The 16,762-nt window shown below is 35.4% G+C and carries 21 protein-coding genes; 16 read left to right on the forward strand and 5 right to left on the reverse strand.

Features of this window, described 5'->3' with window-relative positions:
* Positions 1 to 27 precede the first annotated feature (27 nt).
* Positions 28 to 516: an HIT family protein gene (locus MY533_RS10160; protein WP_248719025.1), complete on the forward strand. Its 489-nt coding sequence runs from the start codon at positions 28 to 30 to the stop codon at positions 514 to 516.
* 47 nt (positions 517 to 563) lie between these two features.
* Here MY533_RS10160 and MY533_RS10165 read toward each other — a convergent pair whose 3' ends face one another.
* On the reverse strand, positions 564 to 1,199 hold the full coding sequence (locus MY533_RS10165; protein ID WP_248719026.1) for a PAQR family membrane homeostasis protein TrhA: 636 nt from the start codon (positions 1,197 to 1,199) through the stop codon (positions 564 to 566).
* Positions 1,200 to 1,473: 274 nt separating this feature from the next.
* Here MY533_RS10165 and MY533_RS10170 point away from each other — a divergent pair, with 274 nt between their 5' ends.
* From MY533_RS10170 to MY533_RS10195, 6 genes are all read left to right on the forward strand, one after another.
* On the forward strand, positions 1,474 to 2,316 hold the full coding sequence (locus MY533_RS10170) for a DegV family protein (protein WP_132358007.1): 843 nt from the start codon (positions 1,474 to 1,476) through the stop codon (positions 2,314 to 2,316).
* 181 nt (positions 2,317 to 2,497) lie between these two features.
* Positions 2,498 to 3,430 (forward strand): GDSL-type esterase/lipase family protein, encoded by a 933-nt coding sequence (locus MY533_RS10175; protein ID WP_248719027.1) that lies wholly within the window; start codon positions 2,498 to 2,500, stop codon positions 3,428 to 3,430.
* Between the two features lie 4 nt (positions 3,431 to 3,434).
* Complete coding sequence (locus MY533_RS10180) at positions 3,435 to 4,010, forward strand: YpmS family protein (protein ID WP_248719028.1); 576 nt, start codon at positions 3,435 to 3,437, stop codon at positions 4,008 to 4,010.
* Between the two features lie 12 nt (positions 4,011 to 4,022).
* Entirely contained in the window at positions 4,023 to 4,556 is a 534-nt protein-coding gene (gene msrA / locus MY533_RS10185; RefSeq protein ID WP_248719029.1) for a peptide-methionine (S)-S-oxide reductase MsrA, read from the forward strand.
* A complete protein-coding gene (msrB, locus tag MY533_RS10190) occupies positions 4,549 to 4,977 on the forward strand; it encodes a peptide-methionine (R)-S-oxide reductase MsrB (protein ID WP_248719030.1) in 429 nt (142 codons plus the stop codon). The genes msrA and msrB overlap by 8 nt, the downstream gene beginning before the upstream one ends.
* Positions 4,978 to 5,017: 40 nt before the next feature.
* Positions 5,018 to 5,491 (forward strand): hypothetical protein, encoded by a 474-nt coding sequence (locus tag MY533_RS10195; RefSeq protein ID WP_248719031.1) that lies wholly within the window; start codon positions 5,018 to 5,020, stop codon positions 5,489 to 5,491.
* On the opposite strand, the gene MY533_RS10200 is transcribed toward MY533_RS10195, so the two are convergent.
* Together MY533_RS10200 and MY533_RS10205 are read right to left on the reverse strand one after the other, a co-directional pair.
* A complete protein-coding gene (locus MY533_RS10200; RefSeq protein ID WP_248719032.1) occupies positions 5,484 to 6,230 on the reverse strand; it encodes a formylglycine-generating enzyme family protein in 747 nt (248 codons plus the stop codon). The two genes, MY533_RS10195 and MY533_RS10200, sit on opposite strands and share 8 nt — an antisense overlap.
* 123 nt (positions 6,231 to 6,353) lie before the next feature.
* On the reverse strand, positions 6,354 to 8,192 hold the full coding sequence (locus tag MY533_RS10205; protein WP_371873329.1) for a methyl-accepting chemotaxis protein: 1,839 nt from the start codon (positions 8,190 to 8,192) through the stop codon (positions 6,354 to 6,356).
* Between the two features lie 260 nt (positions 8,193 to 8,452).
* On the opposite strand from MY533_RS10205, the gene MY533_RS10210 reads away from it, so the two are divergent.
* From MY533_RS10210 to MY533_RS10230, 5 genes are all read left to right on the forward strand, one after another.
* Positions 8,453 to 8,671 (forward strand): YozE family protein, encoded by a 219-nt coding sequence (locus tag MY533_RS10210; protein ID WP_248719034.1) that lies wholly within the window; start codon positions 8,453 to 8,455, stop codon positions 8,669 to 8,671.
* Positions 8,672 to 8,784: 113 nt separating this feature from the next.
* Positions 8,785 to 9,492, forward strand: coding sequence for a purine-nucleoside phosphorylase (deoD, locus tag MY533_RS10215; protein WP_132357991.1), 708 nt, complete (start codon positions 8,785 to 8,787; stop codon positions 9,490 to 9,492).
* Between the two features lie 373 nt (positions 9,493 to 9,865).
* Positions 9,866 to 10,015 carry a hypothetical protein gene (locus MY533_RS10220; RefSeq protein ID WP_248719035.1) on the forward strand — a complete coding sequence of 50 codons (150 nt, stop codon included), beginning with the start codon at positions 9,866 to 9,868 and terminating at the stop codon, positions 10,013 to 10,015.
* 456 nt (positions 10,016 to 10,471) lie between these two features.
* Entirely contained in the window at positions 10,472 to 10,885 is a 414-nt protein-coding gene (locus MY533_RS10225; protein WP_248719036.1) for an SRPBCC family protein, read from the forward strand.
* Positions 10,886 to 10,898: 13 nt separating this feature from the next.
* A complete protein-coding gene (locus MY533_RS10230) occupies positions 10,899 to 11,279 on the forward strand; it encodes a VOC family protein (protein WP_248719037.1) in 381 nt (126 codons plus the stop codon).
* Positions 11,280 to 11,605: 326 nt separating this feature from the next.
* Here MY533_RS10230 and MY533_RS10235 read toward each other — a convergent pair whose 3' ends face one another.
* Entirely contained in the window at positions 11,606 to 12,055 is a 450-nt protein-coding gene (locus MY533_RS10235) for an NUDIX hydrolase (protein ID WP_248719038.1), read from the reverse strand.
* Between the two features lie 268 nt (positions 12,056 to 12,323).
* On the opposite strand from MY533_RS10235, the gene MY533_RS22295 reads away from it, so the two are divergent.
* The 4 genes from MY533_RS22295 to MY533_RS10250 all read left to right on the forward strand — a co-directional run bounded on the left by MY533_RS22295 (position 12,324) and on the right by MY533_RS10250 (position 15,516).
* Entirely contained in the window at positions 12,324 to 12,386 is a 63-nt protein-coding gene (locus MY533_RS22295) for a tetracycline resistance efflux system leader peptide (RefSeq protein ID WP_371873344.1), read from the forward strand.
* 32 nt (positions 12,387 to 12,418) lie between these two features.
* Positions 12,419 to 13,771 (forward strand): Tet(L)/Tet(K)/Tet(45) family tetracycline efflux MFS transporter, encoded by a 1,353-nt coding sequence (gene tet, locus MY533_RS10240; protein ID WP_248719039.1) that lies wholly within the window; start codon positions 12,419 to 12,421, stop codon positions 13,769 to 13,771.
* A 353-nt stretch (positions 13,772 to 14,124) separates the two neighbouring features.
* Positions 14,125 to 15,012, forward strand: coding sequence for a DMT family transporter (locus MY533_RS10245; protein WP_248719040.1), 888 nt, complete (start codon positions 14,125 to 14,127; stop codon positions 15,010 to 15,012).
* A 198-nt stretch (positions 15,013 to 15,210) separates the two neighbouring features.
* The gene (locus tag MY533_RS10250) at positions 15,211 to 15,516 is read left to right on the forward strand and encodes a hypothetical protein (protein ID WP_248719041.1); all 306 of its coding nucleotides are present in this window, start codon (positions 15,211 to 15,213) and stop codon (positions 15,514 to 15,516) included.
* A gap of 411 nt (positions 15,517 to 15,927) precedes the next feature.
* Here MY533_RS10250 and MY533_RS10255 read toward each other — a convergent pair whose 3' ends face one another.
* On the reverse strand, positions 15,928 to 16,659 hold the full coding sequence (locus MY533_RS10255; RefSeq protein ID WP_248719042.1) for an alpha/beta hydrolase: 732 nt from the start codon (positions 16,657 to 16,659) through the stop codon (positions 15,928 to 15,930).
* Positions 16,660 to 16,762: the final 103 nt, after the last annotated feature.

Below are 16,762 nucleotides of genomic sequence, written 5' to 3' on the forward strand. Positions count from 1 at the left end.
TATTAGATTTAAAAAAGGGGAGTATCTGTGAAAAAAATAACCTTATCAAATGGAGAAACGGTAGAAGTGGAATGTTTGAGCTGTGCAATAACGAGCGGACTTATTGAACCAGATGGTGGTGTAGTCATTGAAACTGACTATTTTCATGCGCATCAAGATGTTGCCTATCCGATAAAGGGATTAATCATCTTGGCTTCTAAGCGTCATATTACATGTTTTGATGAGCTAGACGATGAGGAAAAAATGGATTATATAAACCTTGTATCAAGAATAAGAAAGGCTCAAAGAGATGTTCTAGGGATAGAATTTGTTTATTATTTTTACAATGAAGATACGACACATCATTTTCATACATGGATGGTGCCTCGCTATGAATGGATGTATGAATTTGGACGGTCCATAGAATCGGTTAGACCTGTTTTACTTCATGCGAAGAATAAAATGAATAATGAAGAAAATAAACAGGAAGTGCTGCGTGCAATAAAGGACTTAACGAGGCAATTACGGACCCAATAACAAAAAAATCGCTCCTTTGTAGAAGAGAGCGATTTTTATTGTCAATATTATAAGTAAAAATAAACACAAGCATACATCGAGCCACAGCCAGCTAACACAAATAGATGCCATATCGTATGGTTGTATGGAAGTGAACGCCAGGCGTAAAAAATAGCACCAATCGTATAGAAAAGGCCACCTGCTAACAGTAAAGCAAAACCATTAAAACCTAAGAAAAGATAGACAGGCTTTATGGCAAAAATAATGAGCCAGCCCATAGCGATGTAAAAAATTAAAGAAAGCTTGTCAAATCGATTAATAAAAAAGCATTTAAAAATAACGCCTAATATGGCAAGTGACCAAATAATACATAATAAAGTAATACCTAGCGTGCCGCTAATTGTAATTAAAAGGAAAGGTGTATATGTTCCTGCAATTAAAATATAAATAGAAGAATGGTCAAGAATGGCGAAAAAGTGTTTGTATTTTTCTGGCATGCTATGTAGCAGTGTGGACATTAAAAATAAAACGATCACAGAGACACCAAAAATAGTAAACGTTGTAATTTGGAGTGCACTACCGGTTTGTACAGCTGCTAAAATAAGAACAACTAGTGCTGGAATACTTGCGATAAATCCAATGCCATGTGTAATGGCATTCCACAATTCTTCCTTCCATGTTTTATAGTCAAAAGAATCAATCATATCGAACACTCCTTTCGTATATACATTTACTATACCCCAATAATTTTCATCCTGGTATTTACATTTGTCATGTTTTCGACATAAAAAGTGTCATATAAATGCCTCTTTGCTAGAGTGTCTTTGTTAGACAAGGATTCAACAAAGCGCTATAGTATCCAAGGTAGCGGTTTCAAAATGGACTGAAATGAACGAAACCTAATGACAAATGTCATGTTTACATAATGATTCATTAGTCTATATAATAAATTTTAATGAAGTAAAAGGATGTGTCGAAGTGGGACGAATTCATATAGTAACGGACTCAACTTGTGATTTAACAAAAGAAGAAGTAGCACAGCACGGTATACATATTGTGCCTTTAACGATTCAAATTGATGATAAAACTTATATAGATGGTATTGATTTAGAGCCACAACCTTTTTTAAGTTTAATGAAGAATGCTAAAAATTTACCGAAAAGCTCTCAGCCTGCACCGGGAAAATTTAAAGAATTATACGATGAGCTAGGTAAAGACGGAGATCAAATTATTTCCATTCATATGACAGGTAGTATGAGCGGAACAGTGGAATCAGCTCGTCAGGCAGCTCAAATGTCAGACTCTGATGTAACTGTAATCGATTCACGTTTTATTGCCATCGGTTTAGCTATTCAAATACGTGAGGCCATTAAATTGCGTGATGCAGGTGCTACTGTCGAAGAAATTGTTAAGCGTTTAGAGAAAGTGCGCGAAAATACGTATTTATATGTTATTGTCGACACACTTGAAAATTTAATTAAAGGCGGACGAATCGGGAAAGGTACTGGTTTTATCGGCTCCTTGCTGAACATAAAAGTCATTGCAAACTTAGAAGGTGGCGCATACAATCCCGTATCAAAAGTACGTAGCCATAAACAAGTTGTGAACTACTTATTTAAGCAATTCCAAGCTGATACTGCTGGGAAAACTGTCAAGTCAGTAGGGATTTCTCACGCTGAGGGTCTCGCAACGATGGGTGGACCTTTAAAAGAATTAATCGAGGGAACAGGTTTTAATGAAGTAGAAATTGCCTTTACTTCACCGATCATTTCAACACATACTGGCCCAGGTGCAATCGGTTTTATTTATTTTGCAGAATAATATAAGAGAGCTACTACATAAATAATTGTAGTGGCTTTTTATTGTTGAAAAGTGCCATGCCTATTTTATATGAAAAACCGTTGTAAACATACATTTTTACTCAATACCTAGGTATAGTCACTTTTCATAGCAGCATGAACTATTCTATAATAGAAGTAAGCAAATGATGGAAGGTGGTCAAATGAGCATTTGGCGAATGATAGTTTTGTCATGTTTGACCGTCTTAGTACTAAGTGGTTGTGTAATATCAATAGATGAATCGAATCCGCAAGCAGAACCAGACGGGGAGCACGCAGGGACGGAACAAGATATGAAACAGGATGAGCAACAAACAGAAAATGAGGAAAAAACCTCAAAGAATGTATTGACGCAAATTTTTGAACATTTTTTTGAACCAACACCAGAGGATTTACGGAAAATTGATGATAAAAGCGCAAAGCAACTACAGTACCTAGCGCTCGGCGATTCTTTGACGGCCGGTGTTGGTGATGAGTATAGTAAAGACGGTTTTGTTGGAAGACTAGCAGATTCATTGGTTGCTTGGCCTTCGATTTCAGATGTTGAAATCGATAATCGAGGAAAAAGAGGAAGACGTAGTGATCAGCTATTAAAATTAGTGGAAAAAGGGCATTATGATGAAGAGTTGCAAAAAGCACAGCTCATTTCAATTACTATGGGTGGAAATGATGTCATGAAGATTGTCAAACACGATCTGTTTAATTTGAAACGAGATGCTTTTGATAAAGAATTGAAGGCATATAAGAAACGCTATAGTAAAATTGTTGAAGGCATACGAGCTAAAAACCCAGAAGTGCCTTTATTACTTATCGGTTTTTATAATCCATTCTCAATCGTGACAAATGAAGCGAATGAATTTGATACGATTATTACGGAGTGGAATAAAGTCATTGAAGATATAGCCAAGAAAGATAAGAATGCGTGCTATATTTCAGTGGAGGACTTGTTTGATTCAAATAAAGAGCTCGTTTATCATACCGATTTCTTCCACCCAAATGCAAAAGGCTATGACAAAATGAATGAGCGAATTTTAAAAGCAATGGAGAAATGTAATATGGAACAAAGGATTAACAAGGAAATAGGCTTCGAGGAGTGACGAAATGAATAAATGGAAATTTGCATTTTTTGCCTTAGCAGGCACAGTGCTTTTTGCAATCCTCCTCGTCGTTTTTTTAGTAACTAGACCAATAGACGGAGTAAATTTAGCAGAGAGTTCAAAAGATGAAAGTGACGTAAAAGGAAATGTACTCGTTGTCCAAACAACAACGAAGGAATTAGAATCTATTTCGAAGAAGTATTTAAAAGATGCTGGATCACCATTACCGTTGGACTTTACGATTGGTGATGATATTCAATTAAAAAGTACACTTAAGGTGTTCTACACAGAAATCCCCATCTCAATGAACTTCGATCCGATTGTGGATAAGAAAGGGAATATTATTTTAAAACAGACAGGAATGAATGTTGGGCTGTTAAATATTCCACCTGATACAGCGATGAAAATTATGCGAGACACGGTGGATTTCCCTTCTTGGATTTCAATCGATCCTAGTAAGGCAGAAATTTATATTGACTTATCGCGCATTAACATTGCTTCAGGATCTCGTATTAAAGCAAAGGAATTAGACTTACCAAAGGATAAGATTTTACTGGAAATTATTGTTCCTGGTGAATAAGGAGTGAGATAAATGGCAAAGCAATTGGCAACATTTGCAGGTGGGTGTTTTTGGTGTATGGTCAAGCCTTTTGACGAAACACCTGGCATTGAATCAGTAATTTCCGGCTATACGGGTGGGCATGTAGTCAATCCAACATATGAACAAGTATGCTCTGAAACGACAGGACATGTTGAAGCGGTTCAAATTACGTTTGACGATGAGCTATATTCTTACGAGCAATTACTATCGACATTTTGGACATTAATTGATCCAACTGACGCTGGAGGACAATTTTATGATCGTGGAGAGTCCTACACGACCGCGATTTTTTATCACAATGATGAGCAGCTTGATTTGGCTGAACGTTCTAAGGCAGAGTTACAGGCATCTGGTAAATTTGATAAGCCGATTGCCGTGAAAATTTTACCGGCAAGTTTGTTTTATCCAGCTGAAGACTATCATCAATATTATTATAAGAAAAATCCAATGCACTACGAGCGCTATGCAGTAGGGTCAGGTCGCAAAGCGTTTCAGGAGACACACTGGGGGCTGAAAAATGAATAAAGAACAACGTTTAAAAGAGTTAACGGACATGCAATATTACGTGACACAGGAAAATGGAACAGAGCCACCGTTCCGTAATGAATTTGATAAGCACTTTGAAGAGGGTATTTATGTAGATATCGTTTCGGGGAAGCCATTATTTAGCTCGCTCGATAAATTCGATTCGGGTTGTGGCTGGCCAGCGTTTGCAAAGCCAATTGAAAAGGAAGAAGTGACGGAGCATTTCGATACGTCTCATGGGATGCGTCGTGTAGAAGTTCGAAGCACAGACGCTGATTCTCATTTAGGCCATGTCTTTCCAGATGGACCAAGTGAGCTTGGAGGCTTACGCTATTGCATTAACTCCGTAGCCCTCCGCTTTGTACGAAAAGAAGATTTAGAAAAAGAAGGCTATGCAGAATATCTTTCATTATTTAAATAACAAGAACTCCTAGCAGAATAGATCGTGCTAGGAGTTTTTTATGGTTTTTTTGATTGTCTTAAAAACGACGGAAAGAGCCGTCAAAGTGATGGAAAGGGCCATCGAAACGACGGAAGACCAATCAAGCGACGGAAGATCCTTCGAAACGACGGAAGGAACCGTCGAAGTGATGGAAAGAACTTTCGAAGTGACGGAAATAGTCATCGAAACGACGGAAGAACAATCAAGCGACGGAAGGATCCTTCGAAACGACGGAAAGAACCGTCGAAGTGACGGAAAGAGCCATCGAAACAATGGAAAAATAATCAGCGACGGAAAGAACTACCGAAGCGACGGAAGGAGCCATCGAAACGACGGAAGACCAATCAAGCGACGGAAAGATCCTTCGAAACGACGGATAAAGCAATCGAACCGACGGAAGGAACCGTCGAAGCGACTGAAAGAACAATCAAAACGACGGAAGACCAATCAACCGGAGGAAAGAACGTCATCATTGTCTAGAAATATTAAATGATGGATCTTGCAATTCTAAATCCGATATCATCAATAAAAAATTCAGGCATACTCTTTCGACGACAGGTAGCTCCACAACCACGTTCTTCCTCAGCCCAACTTCCTCCTCGGATTATACGATAATTGCCAAACATTTCTTCATCGTATATGTCCCAGCACCACTCCCAAACATTTCCTATCATGTCGTACAGGCCCCATTCATTAGGCATTTTTTCTCCAACTTTGTGTACACGTTCGTTGGAATTATCTTGATACCAAGCAATTTCGTCAATTTCTCCGTATCGATATCCTTTTGACTTTGCTTTACATGCATATTGCCATTCAGCATCTGTCGGTAATCGAAAACCATTAGACCTATGATTGCAGACAACTAATTTACTTTGCTGATCATAATCATAAAACTTGTCATAGCCAAGAGCGTCAGACAATGCATTACAAAAGTTCACTGCATCTATCCATGAAACATTAACAATTGGTTTTCGATCATTTATTGGTGTTAAACATTTCTTTCCCATAATACTTGTATAAAGTTCTTCAGTCACAGTATATTTAGCAAGATAAAATGACTGTATCTCAACTTTCCAATTAACCTCCGTTAAATTTATCCTTTTACCTGGCATACCAAATTTATAGTTCGAACTAATCCATTTTTGCTCGTTTCGAAAATCTCGTAGGCGAATTTCTCCGTTAGGAATATACACCATTAATTCATTTAAGTAATGATTCAAATTAGTTAACATTGTCCTCTCCAAATCTTAACGTATTGTTTTAGACAATAAGATCGTTATTAAGTATGCTTCATGAATAATGAACATCTTACAGACGATTTTTTTAAACTACAATGATAGAGATTCTGAGACACTTTACACTTTAAATTCACTTACAAGGTTACGTAGACTATCTGCCTGTTGAGCAAGCTCTGTGGCAGAGGCGTTAATTTCCTGCATGGATGCAGATCCTTGAGTGGCTGCAGCGGCTGAAGTGACTGTGTTGGCAGCTGATTGTTCTGCATAGGCATTCACTTGGACAAAATCATTCGCTACAGCATTGCTATAATCAAGAGTTAATGCGATTTTCTCTACCATAGTCGCGATAATTGTCGTCGTTTCTTGAGTATGCGTTAAAATATTGTCTAAAGATTGGTTTGTTTCATTTGTTACTTCAACGCCACGAATCACGGATGATACACCCTCGTGGTTTTGAGAGATGATGGATGTTACTTCGTCTTGAATGGACGTTACAATGGATGTTACTTCTTTTGCGGCATTTTGAGATTGCACGGCTAGCTTTCGAACTTCATCAGCGACTACCGCAAAGCCCCGTCCGTGCTCACCAGCGCGTGCTGCCTCAATCGCTGCATTTAAGGCGAGTAAATTTGTTTGCTCTGAAATGGCAGTAATCGTGCCGATAATAGATGTTATGTCGTCGGATTTTCGACCGAGTGCTTCGACTATGGAAGTCGTGGAAGCCATCGTTTCTTCTATAGATTGCATGACTAATGAAGATTGTTGAACGGAGCGACTGCCTTCGTCAGCTGCTTGCTGCATAGCTAAGGAGGCACGCTGAACTGCATTTGCTTGCTCATTTAAATGGTGTACAGCATGCTCAAGATCACTCATTTTTTGTTGTGCGCTAGTCATACTAAAAATTGTATTCTCGCTATCACTTGCAATATCAGCTGTAGCATCAGCAATATTCTGAATGGTACGGGCATTTTCATCGGCTAAAGACATTAGTTCTAAGCTACTGCTTGAAACATGGTCTGCCAGATTACTAACACGTTTAATCAAGAAAGATATTGATTCAATAAGTGTATTAGTTGAAGCGGCAATAATTGAGAACTCGTCGTGATTACGAACTTTAACACGTCGTGTCAAGTCGCCACCAGCCCGTGCAATATCAAGAATGGAATGGTTAATGGCATGTGTATTGTTTCTTAATGATTTAAATAACATATAACCAAAAATAATAATGGCAATAAATCCGAGTATTGAAATGAAGAAGAAAGAAGTAATAGATAATGTAACTTGCTTGTTAAGCTTATCTAATTTTGCTTTATTAGCATTATCCATAACTACATTAATGGACTCTATATTTTTGTCAATATAATTCTTCATCGTTTCGCCAGTACCGCCCATCATAAGCTTTCGAGCTTGTTCAAGACCAAGTTCATCACGCATTGTCATGACTTTTGAAGAATATTCAAGGTAATTTTTATAATACTGATCGATCGCCTGTATATGACCTAACTCTAACTCTCTTTCTGTAAACTGCGCTTCTAATGCTTTTATTTTTTTATCGATAGTATCAATTTTCATCTTATAAGATGTAGCAAAGTTCCCGTCCCCGGTAATTAAATAGGCTTGTTCTAAATTGGTGAGTCTCGCAATTTCATAAGCAAGTTGGTTGACAGTTAATTGTTCCTGAACATTTTTCTCAGTAAAGTCTTTCATTTGTCTTTGCAGATTCTGAATATTAATATACGATAATAAACCTATTGTGCCATTTATAACAATAAGGAGAGAAAAAATGATAAGGACTTTGCCACGTATTAAATGGTAAAAACGTTGTCGTTTTTCTTTTGTAGGAGGGAGATTACGCCTATCTTCTTCCAAATTTTTTACTTTCTTTTTTGAAAACCTAGTTTTAAAAAGAGACAGGCGTTTCTGTATGGAGATCCTGTATTTATGAGAGTTATTCATCGCCATCACCTTCCTATTTTTGAATAGTTGGTTTAAATTTTACCGTATTTTACTAGGTATTTCTATCTCTTTTGTCTAAAAATTTTCATTTTTCAGATAATAAATACATACTTTTTTTCTGTGACTAAAGTCCAAATAATGACGAGGAATATTACTGTTAGGATGAATAGGAGAAAATGCTTAATAGATATTTTTGTGACGAAGAAGTTATTTTTTGATAAACTAGCGGAAAGCAGAAGAGTAAAGAGGGGATTTCTAGTATGAAAAAGAGCTTTTATTTGTATGTACTGACGTTTAGAGGTGGGGATTGGTCAGATCCGAAGGTACGATTTGCAGAGGAAATGTTCCATGAGCATAATTTTCCAAAGCAGAGCTCTGAGTTTGATGAGCTGTCTTCATACATCGAATCATACGCTACTGACAACTTAAAAACAGAAGTATTTGATGAATTATGGGCATTATACTTAGATCATGCATGAGCTAAGTAAAAACAATATAATTTATTTTAAGTTGCTAGACGTCTAGCGTTGCGAAAATAGGAGAAACACAGTATTATTTATAGTGAAGACTTACAGAAAAGAGGGATTGCAGTATGAGTATTCATATTAATGCAAAAAAAGGCGAAATCGCTGACACAATTTTACTTCCAGGAGATCCATTACGTGCAAAGTACATTGCTGAAACGTTTTTAGAAGATGTTACTTGCTATAACGAAGTTCGTAATATGTTTGGTTATACAGGTACGTATAAAGGTAAACGTATTTCTGTACAAGGTACTGGTATGGGTGTGCCTTCAATTTCGATTTACGCTACAGAATTGATGCAAGAATATGATGTACAAAAATTAATCCGCGTAGGTACTTGTGGTGCAATTCAAAAAGACGTAAAAGTTCGTGACGTAATTTTAGCGCAAGCAGCAACATCGGATACACGTATGAACCAAATCATTTGGGGTAGCGCTATTGACTTCGCACCGATCTCTGACTTTGATTTATTATTAAAAGCATACAATGCAGGTAAAGAAGCTGGATTAAACTTACAAGTAGGTAATATCTTCACAGCAGATATGTTCTATTCTGATGAGCACCAAAATGAAAAATTAGCTCAATATGGCGTACTTGCTGTAGAAATGGAATCAGCAGCACTTTATACGTTAGCTGCAAAACACGGCCGTAAAGCACTTTCAATCTTAACAGTAAGTGACCACATTCTAACTGGTGAAGTAACATCAGCAGAAGAACGCCAAACTACATTCAACGACATGATCGTTGTTGCACTTGAAGCAGCTATTCAAGAATAGTCTAATCAAGGATTTGAAGTTTGGATAACTTTCAAAGGGATTACACTAAAAATTAATAAAATTTTTAATCCTCAATGGGTGACTCGTTAAAGATAGCCTGTTGAGGTTTTTTGGTGATAATGAGTTAAAAAGTCTTGCCAACATAAGAGGAAGTATTAAGCATTTCGCGAATATTTGCGTGATCTAGTTTCTCAATGTAAGCTTGTAACTCGTTCCTAAGGCATTCAGGACATTTGAATTATTTTACGAAGTTTTTAATGTTTTTACTGAAATTTACAAGGTGTGCGGTACACTGAAAAAGTAATAAGGTTTACTTTATGAGGTATATTATTGAATAGATTCTCTTTAAAGACAAGAAAAGTAGGTGAACAAAGTGGGGAAATATCAATTGGATACAAAAGGTAAGGTAGCTGTGACAAAGTATCATGAAAAAAACAAGCCCGCAAAATTTGATAAAAAGCAGCAACTTGAAAAAATACGTGCGGAGTATTTGAAAAAGAAACAACAACAAACAGATAAATAATGTGAATAAAACACATTATAAGGATAGGAGAGCTTAATTAAATTCGCTCTATCTATCCTTTTTTTACCACAGATGACCTTAAGGCTTATACTAATTATTTATGTAATGAAAAGTAGATCAAGAAAGGATGTAAAGATACTGGCACATGAATTAGGTCATGCAATTCAAATGGCTATTCTCAACAAAATAACAGCATACCAGAATTTATACTTCCCACTAAGGAAGCTTAAAAAAATCCCTATATAAAATAATTATAATATTTGATAAAAGTAACTTCATAGTTAAACTAACGGAGCGGGTGCTTTACTGGAAGATCGTTGAGTTGCGTAGGCAGCTCTTTTTTTTATTGAAATGACGAAGCAGTTTGGTTAAACAATAATTTGTATAAAAAGGAATCATTGGTATATATCAAGAACTTTAATATAAGCATTTTAAATTTTGTTGAGAGGTGAGGAAATGGACACAAAGAGAATTATTGGTCAAACTAAAACGGTTGGATTCCAAGTAGGAATTAGAAGGACTTTTCCAATTTCGCAGGAAAAAGCTTGGGAATTAATCGCATCAGAAGATGGATTAAAGCTATGGTTAGGTGAAAGCACCAAAATAAATCTTCAACCAGGTCAGAAATTCCGTACAAAAATCGGGGAAGGTGAAATTCGAATTGTTAAACCTCAACAACAACTTCGACTTGCTTGGAAAAAAGAAGGGTGGGATAAAACGTCTACCATTCAAGTTCGGATCATACCAAAAGAAAATACAAAAACGATCATTAGCTTCCACCAAGAAAACCTCTCTGATCAAAATGTGAGAGAAGAAATGCAGCAATACTGGGAAACAATTCTTAAACAAATAGAAGAATGGATTAATTAAGGAGGGATAAGTTATGAACCCATTTAGTCACATTGACCTTAGAGTATATAATTTAGAGGAAAATTTACCATTCTATGAGGGTTTTCTTACCGCATTAGGCTTTATTCAAACATTCCATAGTGATAAATGGAAGGTGTTTGCAGTCAATGGAAATCTTCCAAGTGTAGCCTATTTTGCCATCACTGAAGATCCTTTGCATAAACCGAACGGCAATCTAGTTGGATTTTGGGTAGAAAATCGTGATGAAGTTGACAGACTTGCTACACTGATTAAAGAAATTGGTGGAAAAATCACCTCTGGACCTCAACAATTTTCCATTAGCCCTACTTACTATGCAGTTTATTTTGAAGATCCTTGTGGAAATCAATATGAAATTGTTCACCGATTGAACTAAACTTTGTAGAACTCTTTATTTTCGTACTTGTAGTCGGACTATTAACTGAAGTTGATCTTAGGAGACATTTTTCCACATCCCTTGAAATGACAAGTTTACTTCCTGATTTCACAATTCAATCTGTGCAGTCGGACTAACAAAAGGGCTCAAATCGACCTTCCTCTCTAGTCGTAGTATACAATACCCGTTCTGAGTATATTTCTGTGGTGTAGCGCAGTTTTTTGCGCTACATGGGGGGCTTAAAAGTGGATAAGGAAGATTTATGCACAGGCACTGGTTGGTGGTTAGGTTTTTTGTTTTGGATAAAGAAATGTTGATCACCATTTCTAATCAGTTGAAATATAACCTACCTTTTCTAGTAATTTCAATGTTGTATAATTTAAGTCTGGAAGTTTTTCTAAAGGGAAATATTTTAAATCTTTACTCTCTTCATTTTGTTTAATAATACCTTTAACAGCAGTTGCTTTAAAAATTGCCGTCGCGTTATAAATTTCATCCCCATGTGGAAATTTATAATATAACTCTTTCCCTGAAGCTAATCCAACTAATTCCAGTTCTTCGGCAATTAATCCTGTTTCCTCATACAACTCCTTTTGAGCAGTTTCTTCAAAACTATCTCCTATTTCCATACCACCGCCTGGAAGCCCCCAATCACCTGTATCTGAACGTAATTGCAATAGTATCTCATTCTTTTCGTTTAAAACAATGATGGCTGAGCCGGGTGCAATAATAGGACTCGTTCCAACATATTGGCGTAAAGATTTTATATAATTCATGCTTCCTCCTACATTTAACCATATTTCTGTTCTTTTAAATGAAAAATTCTAGCTGTAAAGAATCATAACATAGCAAAGTTGTGGTTGGAAGAGAAATGGTAAAAGTGTTATGCGTAATAGCATGCAATGAGTAACAAGCGGAATGTCAATAAGTGAAGCTTAATCACCGTCTGGGTATTTTTAAAAGTTTAAAAAAAATAGTTGTTTCCAAAACATCAAATCGTAATGGTAATATGATACAATAATGAAAAAAATGGGAGGAATTCTTATGAAGTGCAATAAATATAACTGGGTACAATTTATAGAGGGAAGCGTATCAATAACCCTATAAACTACGTAAACCCTCACTAATGGAGGGTAAAGGTGAATAATCGTCATAATCAATTGCTTTTATGGCTGTGTGTTCTTTCTTTTTTTAGCGTATTAAATGAAATGGTATTGAATGTTTCATTACCTGATATTACAAATGAGTTTAACAAAGCCCCAGCAAGTACAAATTGGGTAAATACATCCTTTATGTTAACTTTTTCTATAGGAACGGCTATATACGGTAAACTATCTGATTTGATGGGGATTAAAAAATTAATTATATTTGGAATTGTAATGAACTGTGTGGGATCTTTGGTTGGATTCATTGGCCATTCTTTTTTTTCATTACTCATTTTTGCTCGTTTTATTCAAGGAATTGGTGCTGCAGCTTTTCCATCACTCATTATGGTTGTAGTTACACGTTATATACCCATAGAAAGACGTGGCAAAGCATTTGGCCTTATCGGTTCTATCGTAGCATTAGGAGAAGGGGTAGGGCCAGTTATTGGTGGGATGATTGCCCATTATATTCACTGGTCTTATTTATTACTTATTCCTTCAGCAACTATTTTAACTGTGCCTTTTCTTATGAAATTATTAGAAAAGGAAAAAATAAGAAAAGGCTCTCTCGATACAGTAGGAATTATCTTAATGTCTATAGGTATTGTATTTTTTATGTTATTTACAACATCCTATAGATTACCTTTTCTTATAAGTAGTATTCTTTTTTTCCTAGGCTTTCTTAAACATATTACGAAAGTATCAGATCCTTTTATTGAACCTTCATTAAGGAAGAATTCTTCGTTTATGATTGGAATTCTCTGTGGTGGGCTTATATTAGGTACTGTAGCTGGATTTATATCTATGGTTCCTTATATGATGAAAGATGTTTACCATTTAAGTACTGCGATGATAGGCAGTGTAATAATTTTCCCTGGAACGATAAGTGTTGTTCTTTTCGGCTATTTAGGTGGATTACTTTTGGATAAGAAGAATCATACATTTGTATTAACCATTGGTGTTGGGTTTATTGCTATCAGTTTTTTAATAGCTGCATTATTTTTAGAAAAGACCCCTTGGTTAATGTCAATCATTTTGATATTTGTTTTTGGTGGCCTTTCTTTTACAAAAACAGTGATATCCACGATTGTTTCCGCTAGTTTGAAACAAGAGGAAGCTGGTGCAGGAATGAGCTTCCTTAATTTTACAAGCTTTTTATCTGAGGGAATAGGTATTGCAGTCGTAGGAGGCCTATTATCGATACGGTTATTTGACCAAAGAATTTTACCGATAATTTATCACCCCGCAAGTTATTTATATAGTAATATGTTACTCTTATTTGTGGTTATAGTCACATTTAGTTGGATGCTAACTATTTACGTATTTAATAAACGCACTGCAATATAATGTCCAATAAATATTAAAAAACTAAAAAAAATTAAAAAGATGATAATTGGTTTTTGAAAATTTCCTAAATGTTATATACGGCCAGGTGCTCATTAAAAGGTGAGTGCCTGGCCTTTTGTGTGTATTCATTATAGTAGGTGACGGTCTATAGAAGGTGATTCAACACAATTTTGCTTTGAGAAATCAAACAAAACAGATACAGATGCAGTTTATGGAAAAATCTTTTTACAAACCATGGTATGCGATGATACTATATATTAGGCGATAATTACAAGAGTAGAGAATTCTTTCCTAGAATATATTCTCTTTAAAAATATCGTTAATTAAAGAACGATTGAAGGTAATTGAATATAGTGACTAATCTAATGTATGTATTTTGTTTAATAGTTTGGGGGCTTAATTTTATTGCAGTGAAAATTCAAGGGACGCCAGTAAGCTTAGAATTATCATTGACTTATCGGCTAGTAATTACTGCATTTTTATTTTTCGCCCTTGTATTATTTCTTAAGCCAAAAGGGATACCTACAAGGAAAGATCTACCCTTTATCATTGTATTTGGTGTATGTAACTTTGCTTTAAGTTATTTATGCCTATATTATGCAACAATATTAAGCTCAGCAGCAATTGTAACATTAATCTTTTCATTAAAAGTGATTTTGACGCCGCTAGCTCTTCGTATTTTCTTAAAAGAGCAACTGCATCCTCGTGTGTTATTTGGGGGCGTTTTGGGGGTATTTGGTGTTTGTGTTCTCATATATCCTTCTTTAAGTAGTTTTTCTAGCTTTGCTGATCTAAAAGGCATTTTGATTGCTCTTTTAGGTACAGTACTTACAGCGATTGGCGATGCAAGTTCTGCAAGAAACGCCAGAATAAAGATTGACCCTATTTATGCGAATGCTATTGGTTTCACTGTAGGAAGTATTCTAATGGCAATAATTGTATTGTCACAGGGACAAAAGATTATCATTCCTACATCAATAACATACATATCTGCTTTACTGTATTTAACATTGATAGCATCTTTCCTGGCATGGCTATTTTATTTAAAGCTTGTTGAAAGAATAGGTGCTGCCAAAAGCGGGTACATGGTAGCTTTATTTCCCGTCATTGGAGGAATAGCCTCTGTTGTAATTGGTGAATCATCGCTTTCAATATATTTAATAATCGGATGTCTATCTAGCTGTGTAGGAGCAGCTATTGCTTTAGGATTTAGAATCCCCCGTAAAATTAAAAAAACGTGAATCAAGACTTTGGGGACACAATAAATTGATTAAATGAAATAAGGTTACAGTAGACCGCACAGAAATGGGTAGTTTTTGGTCGATAGTAAAAAATAAACAAACGCAGACATTTATTTTATTTAAAATCGGAAAAAATGCGGAATTTTAATAGTTATTTTCCTTAGTATTTTTAAAACTTACATATAGGGGGAATATTTTTTGAAAAAGGCATTTATTTCGCTATTTATAGTTCTTCTATGCTGTAGTTTTTTGTTTATAGGTAAAAGTGAAGTTAACGCAACCTTTATAGGGATTATTGAAGAGATGATAAATGATCGAAAAGCTGTAGTTTACATAACTGAATCTGAAAATGATGCGCTTAGAGGAATTGTTTCTGTAAATCTTGCAAAGAATCCCGACATAAAATTTAAGGTTGGTGATAAAATAAAGGTCGGTTATGATGGAACAGTCCAAGATACAGCCCCAATGTGCGTGACTACACTTACTGTAGAATTAGTTGAGTAAAATATTTAGCGTAAAAAAATTAAAGAAGGATATATAAATTTCGCTTATACATAAAAACTTTAGAGAGGCTATTATCAAAATATGATTGTTGTTTCTTTAGAGAGTTATCTGGGAGCAGGGGCTAAAATTTGACTAGCTTTTATGTTGTATAATTAATTGACATATTAGAGCCTAGTAGTTTTTTGTGGAATATTTTTACTCAAATGTAGAAACAACTATAGTCATAGAAGCTATTGCTATATAATATTTCATGGATGCGCATTAAGGCAGGGGTTGTTAAACACTTATGTTAAATTTGAGTTCATTTAGTTGTATGCTCTCACTATCATAAATAGAATTACAGACAGTCGTTTTAATAGTAGTAAATAACTTTTAAGGGAAGCCATTTTGACTTCCCTTAACTCTCTTTTTTTATACATCAATCATTTTTTTATCATTTAACGTAAATATGTTTCTCAGCCATTGTCTGAAATACTGCAACTGTTCCTCGGAATGGAAATAGTGTTCTCCATTTTCCATTACTTGCAAATTACAGTTAAAACGTTTATTAAATTCAGATACGACGTCAAACTCACATAAGTTATCTTCTGAACCATAGAGAATTGAAGTTGGAATATTCCAAGCAACAATAGGATGTTCTTTCACATAACAATAGTAATCCCAATAGAGAGTTTGTCCAATAGGTGTAGAAATTTCTTTCTCTTTTTTTAGTCTACTCTCACTTACATTAAACCATGTCATCATATTATTTATAATACGTTCCATATTTACTACAGGAGAAAGAAACAAACACTGCTTCAATGGCTCATGGCTATATTCTAATAGGCTAAAATATGCTCCCATGCTACAAGCAAAAATGCTTATATTATTTGATAGCGATTTTGCATAGGTCATTATTGTATTAAGATCATGAACGCAGTTTTGAACATTGCAAAGATAAGTATCATCCTTACGGTCACCGTGTTGAGGTAAATCAAAACTAAGTACTTGATAACCTACTGCTGTTGCTTCTTCTGCAAATACAATAATCGAGTCATCTGCCTTATTGGACATGTTACCATGCACCACCACAAATAACTTATCTGATTTATCACCCCACAAAATTGCTGGAATGTTGTCTATTTTAAAATTATTTTTTATCATATACAATTTATCCCCCAAGGAATATAAATAAATGGTCATTCCGAATATTACAAATGTAATACCAATTTAGCCACCTAAACCAATACAAATAATTGCTGATTTA

The sequence above is a fragment of the Lysinibacillus sp. Ag94 genome, from assembly GCF_023242215.1.
In the GTDB taxonomy this organism is placed as follows: domain Bacteria; phylum Bacillota; class Bacilli; order Bacillales_A; family Planococcaceae; genus Lysinibacillus.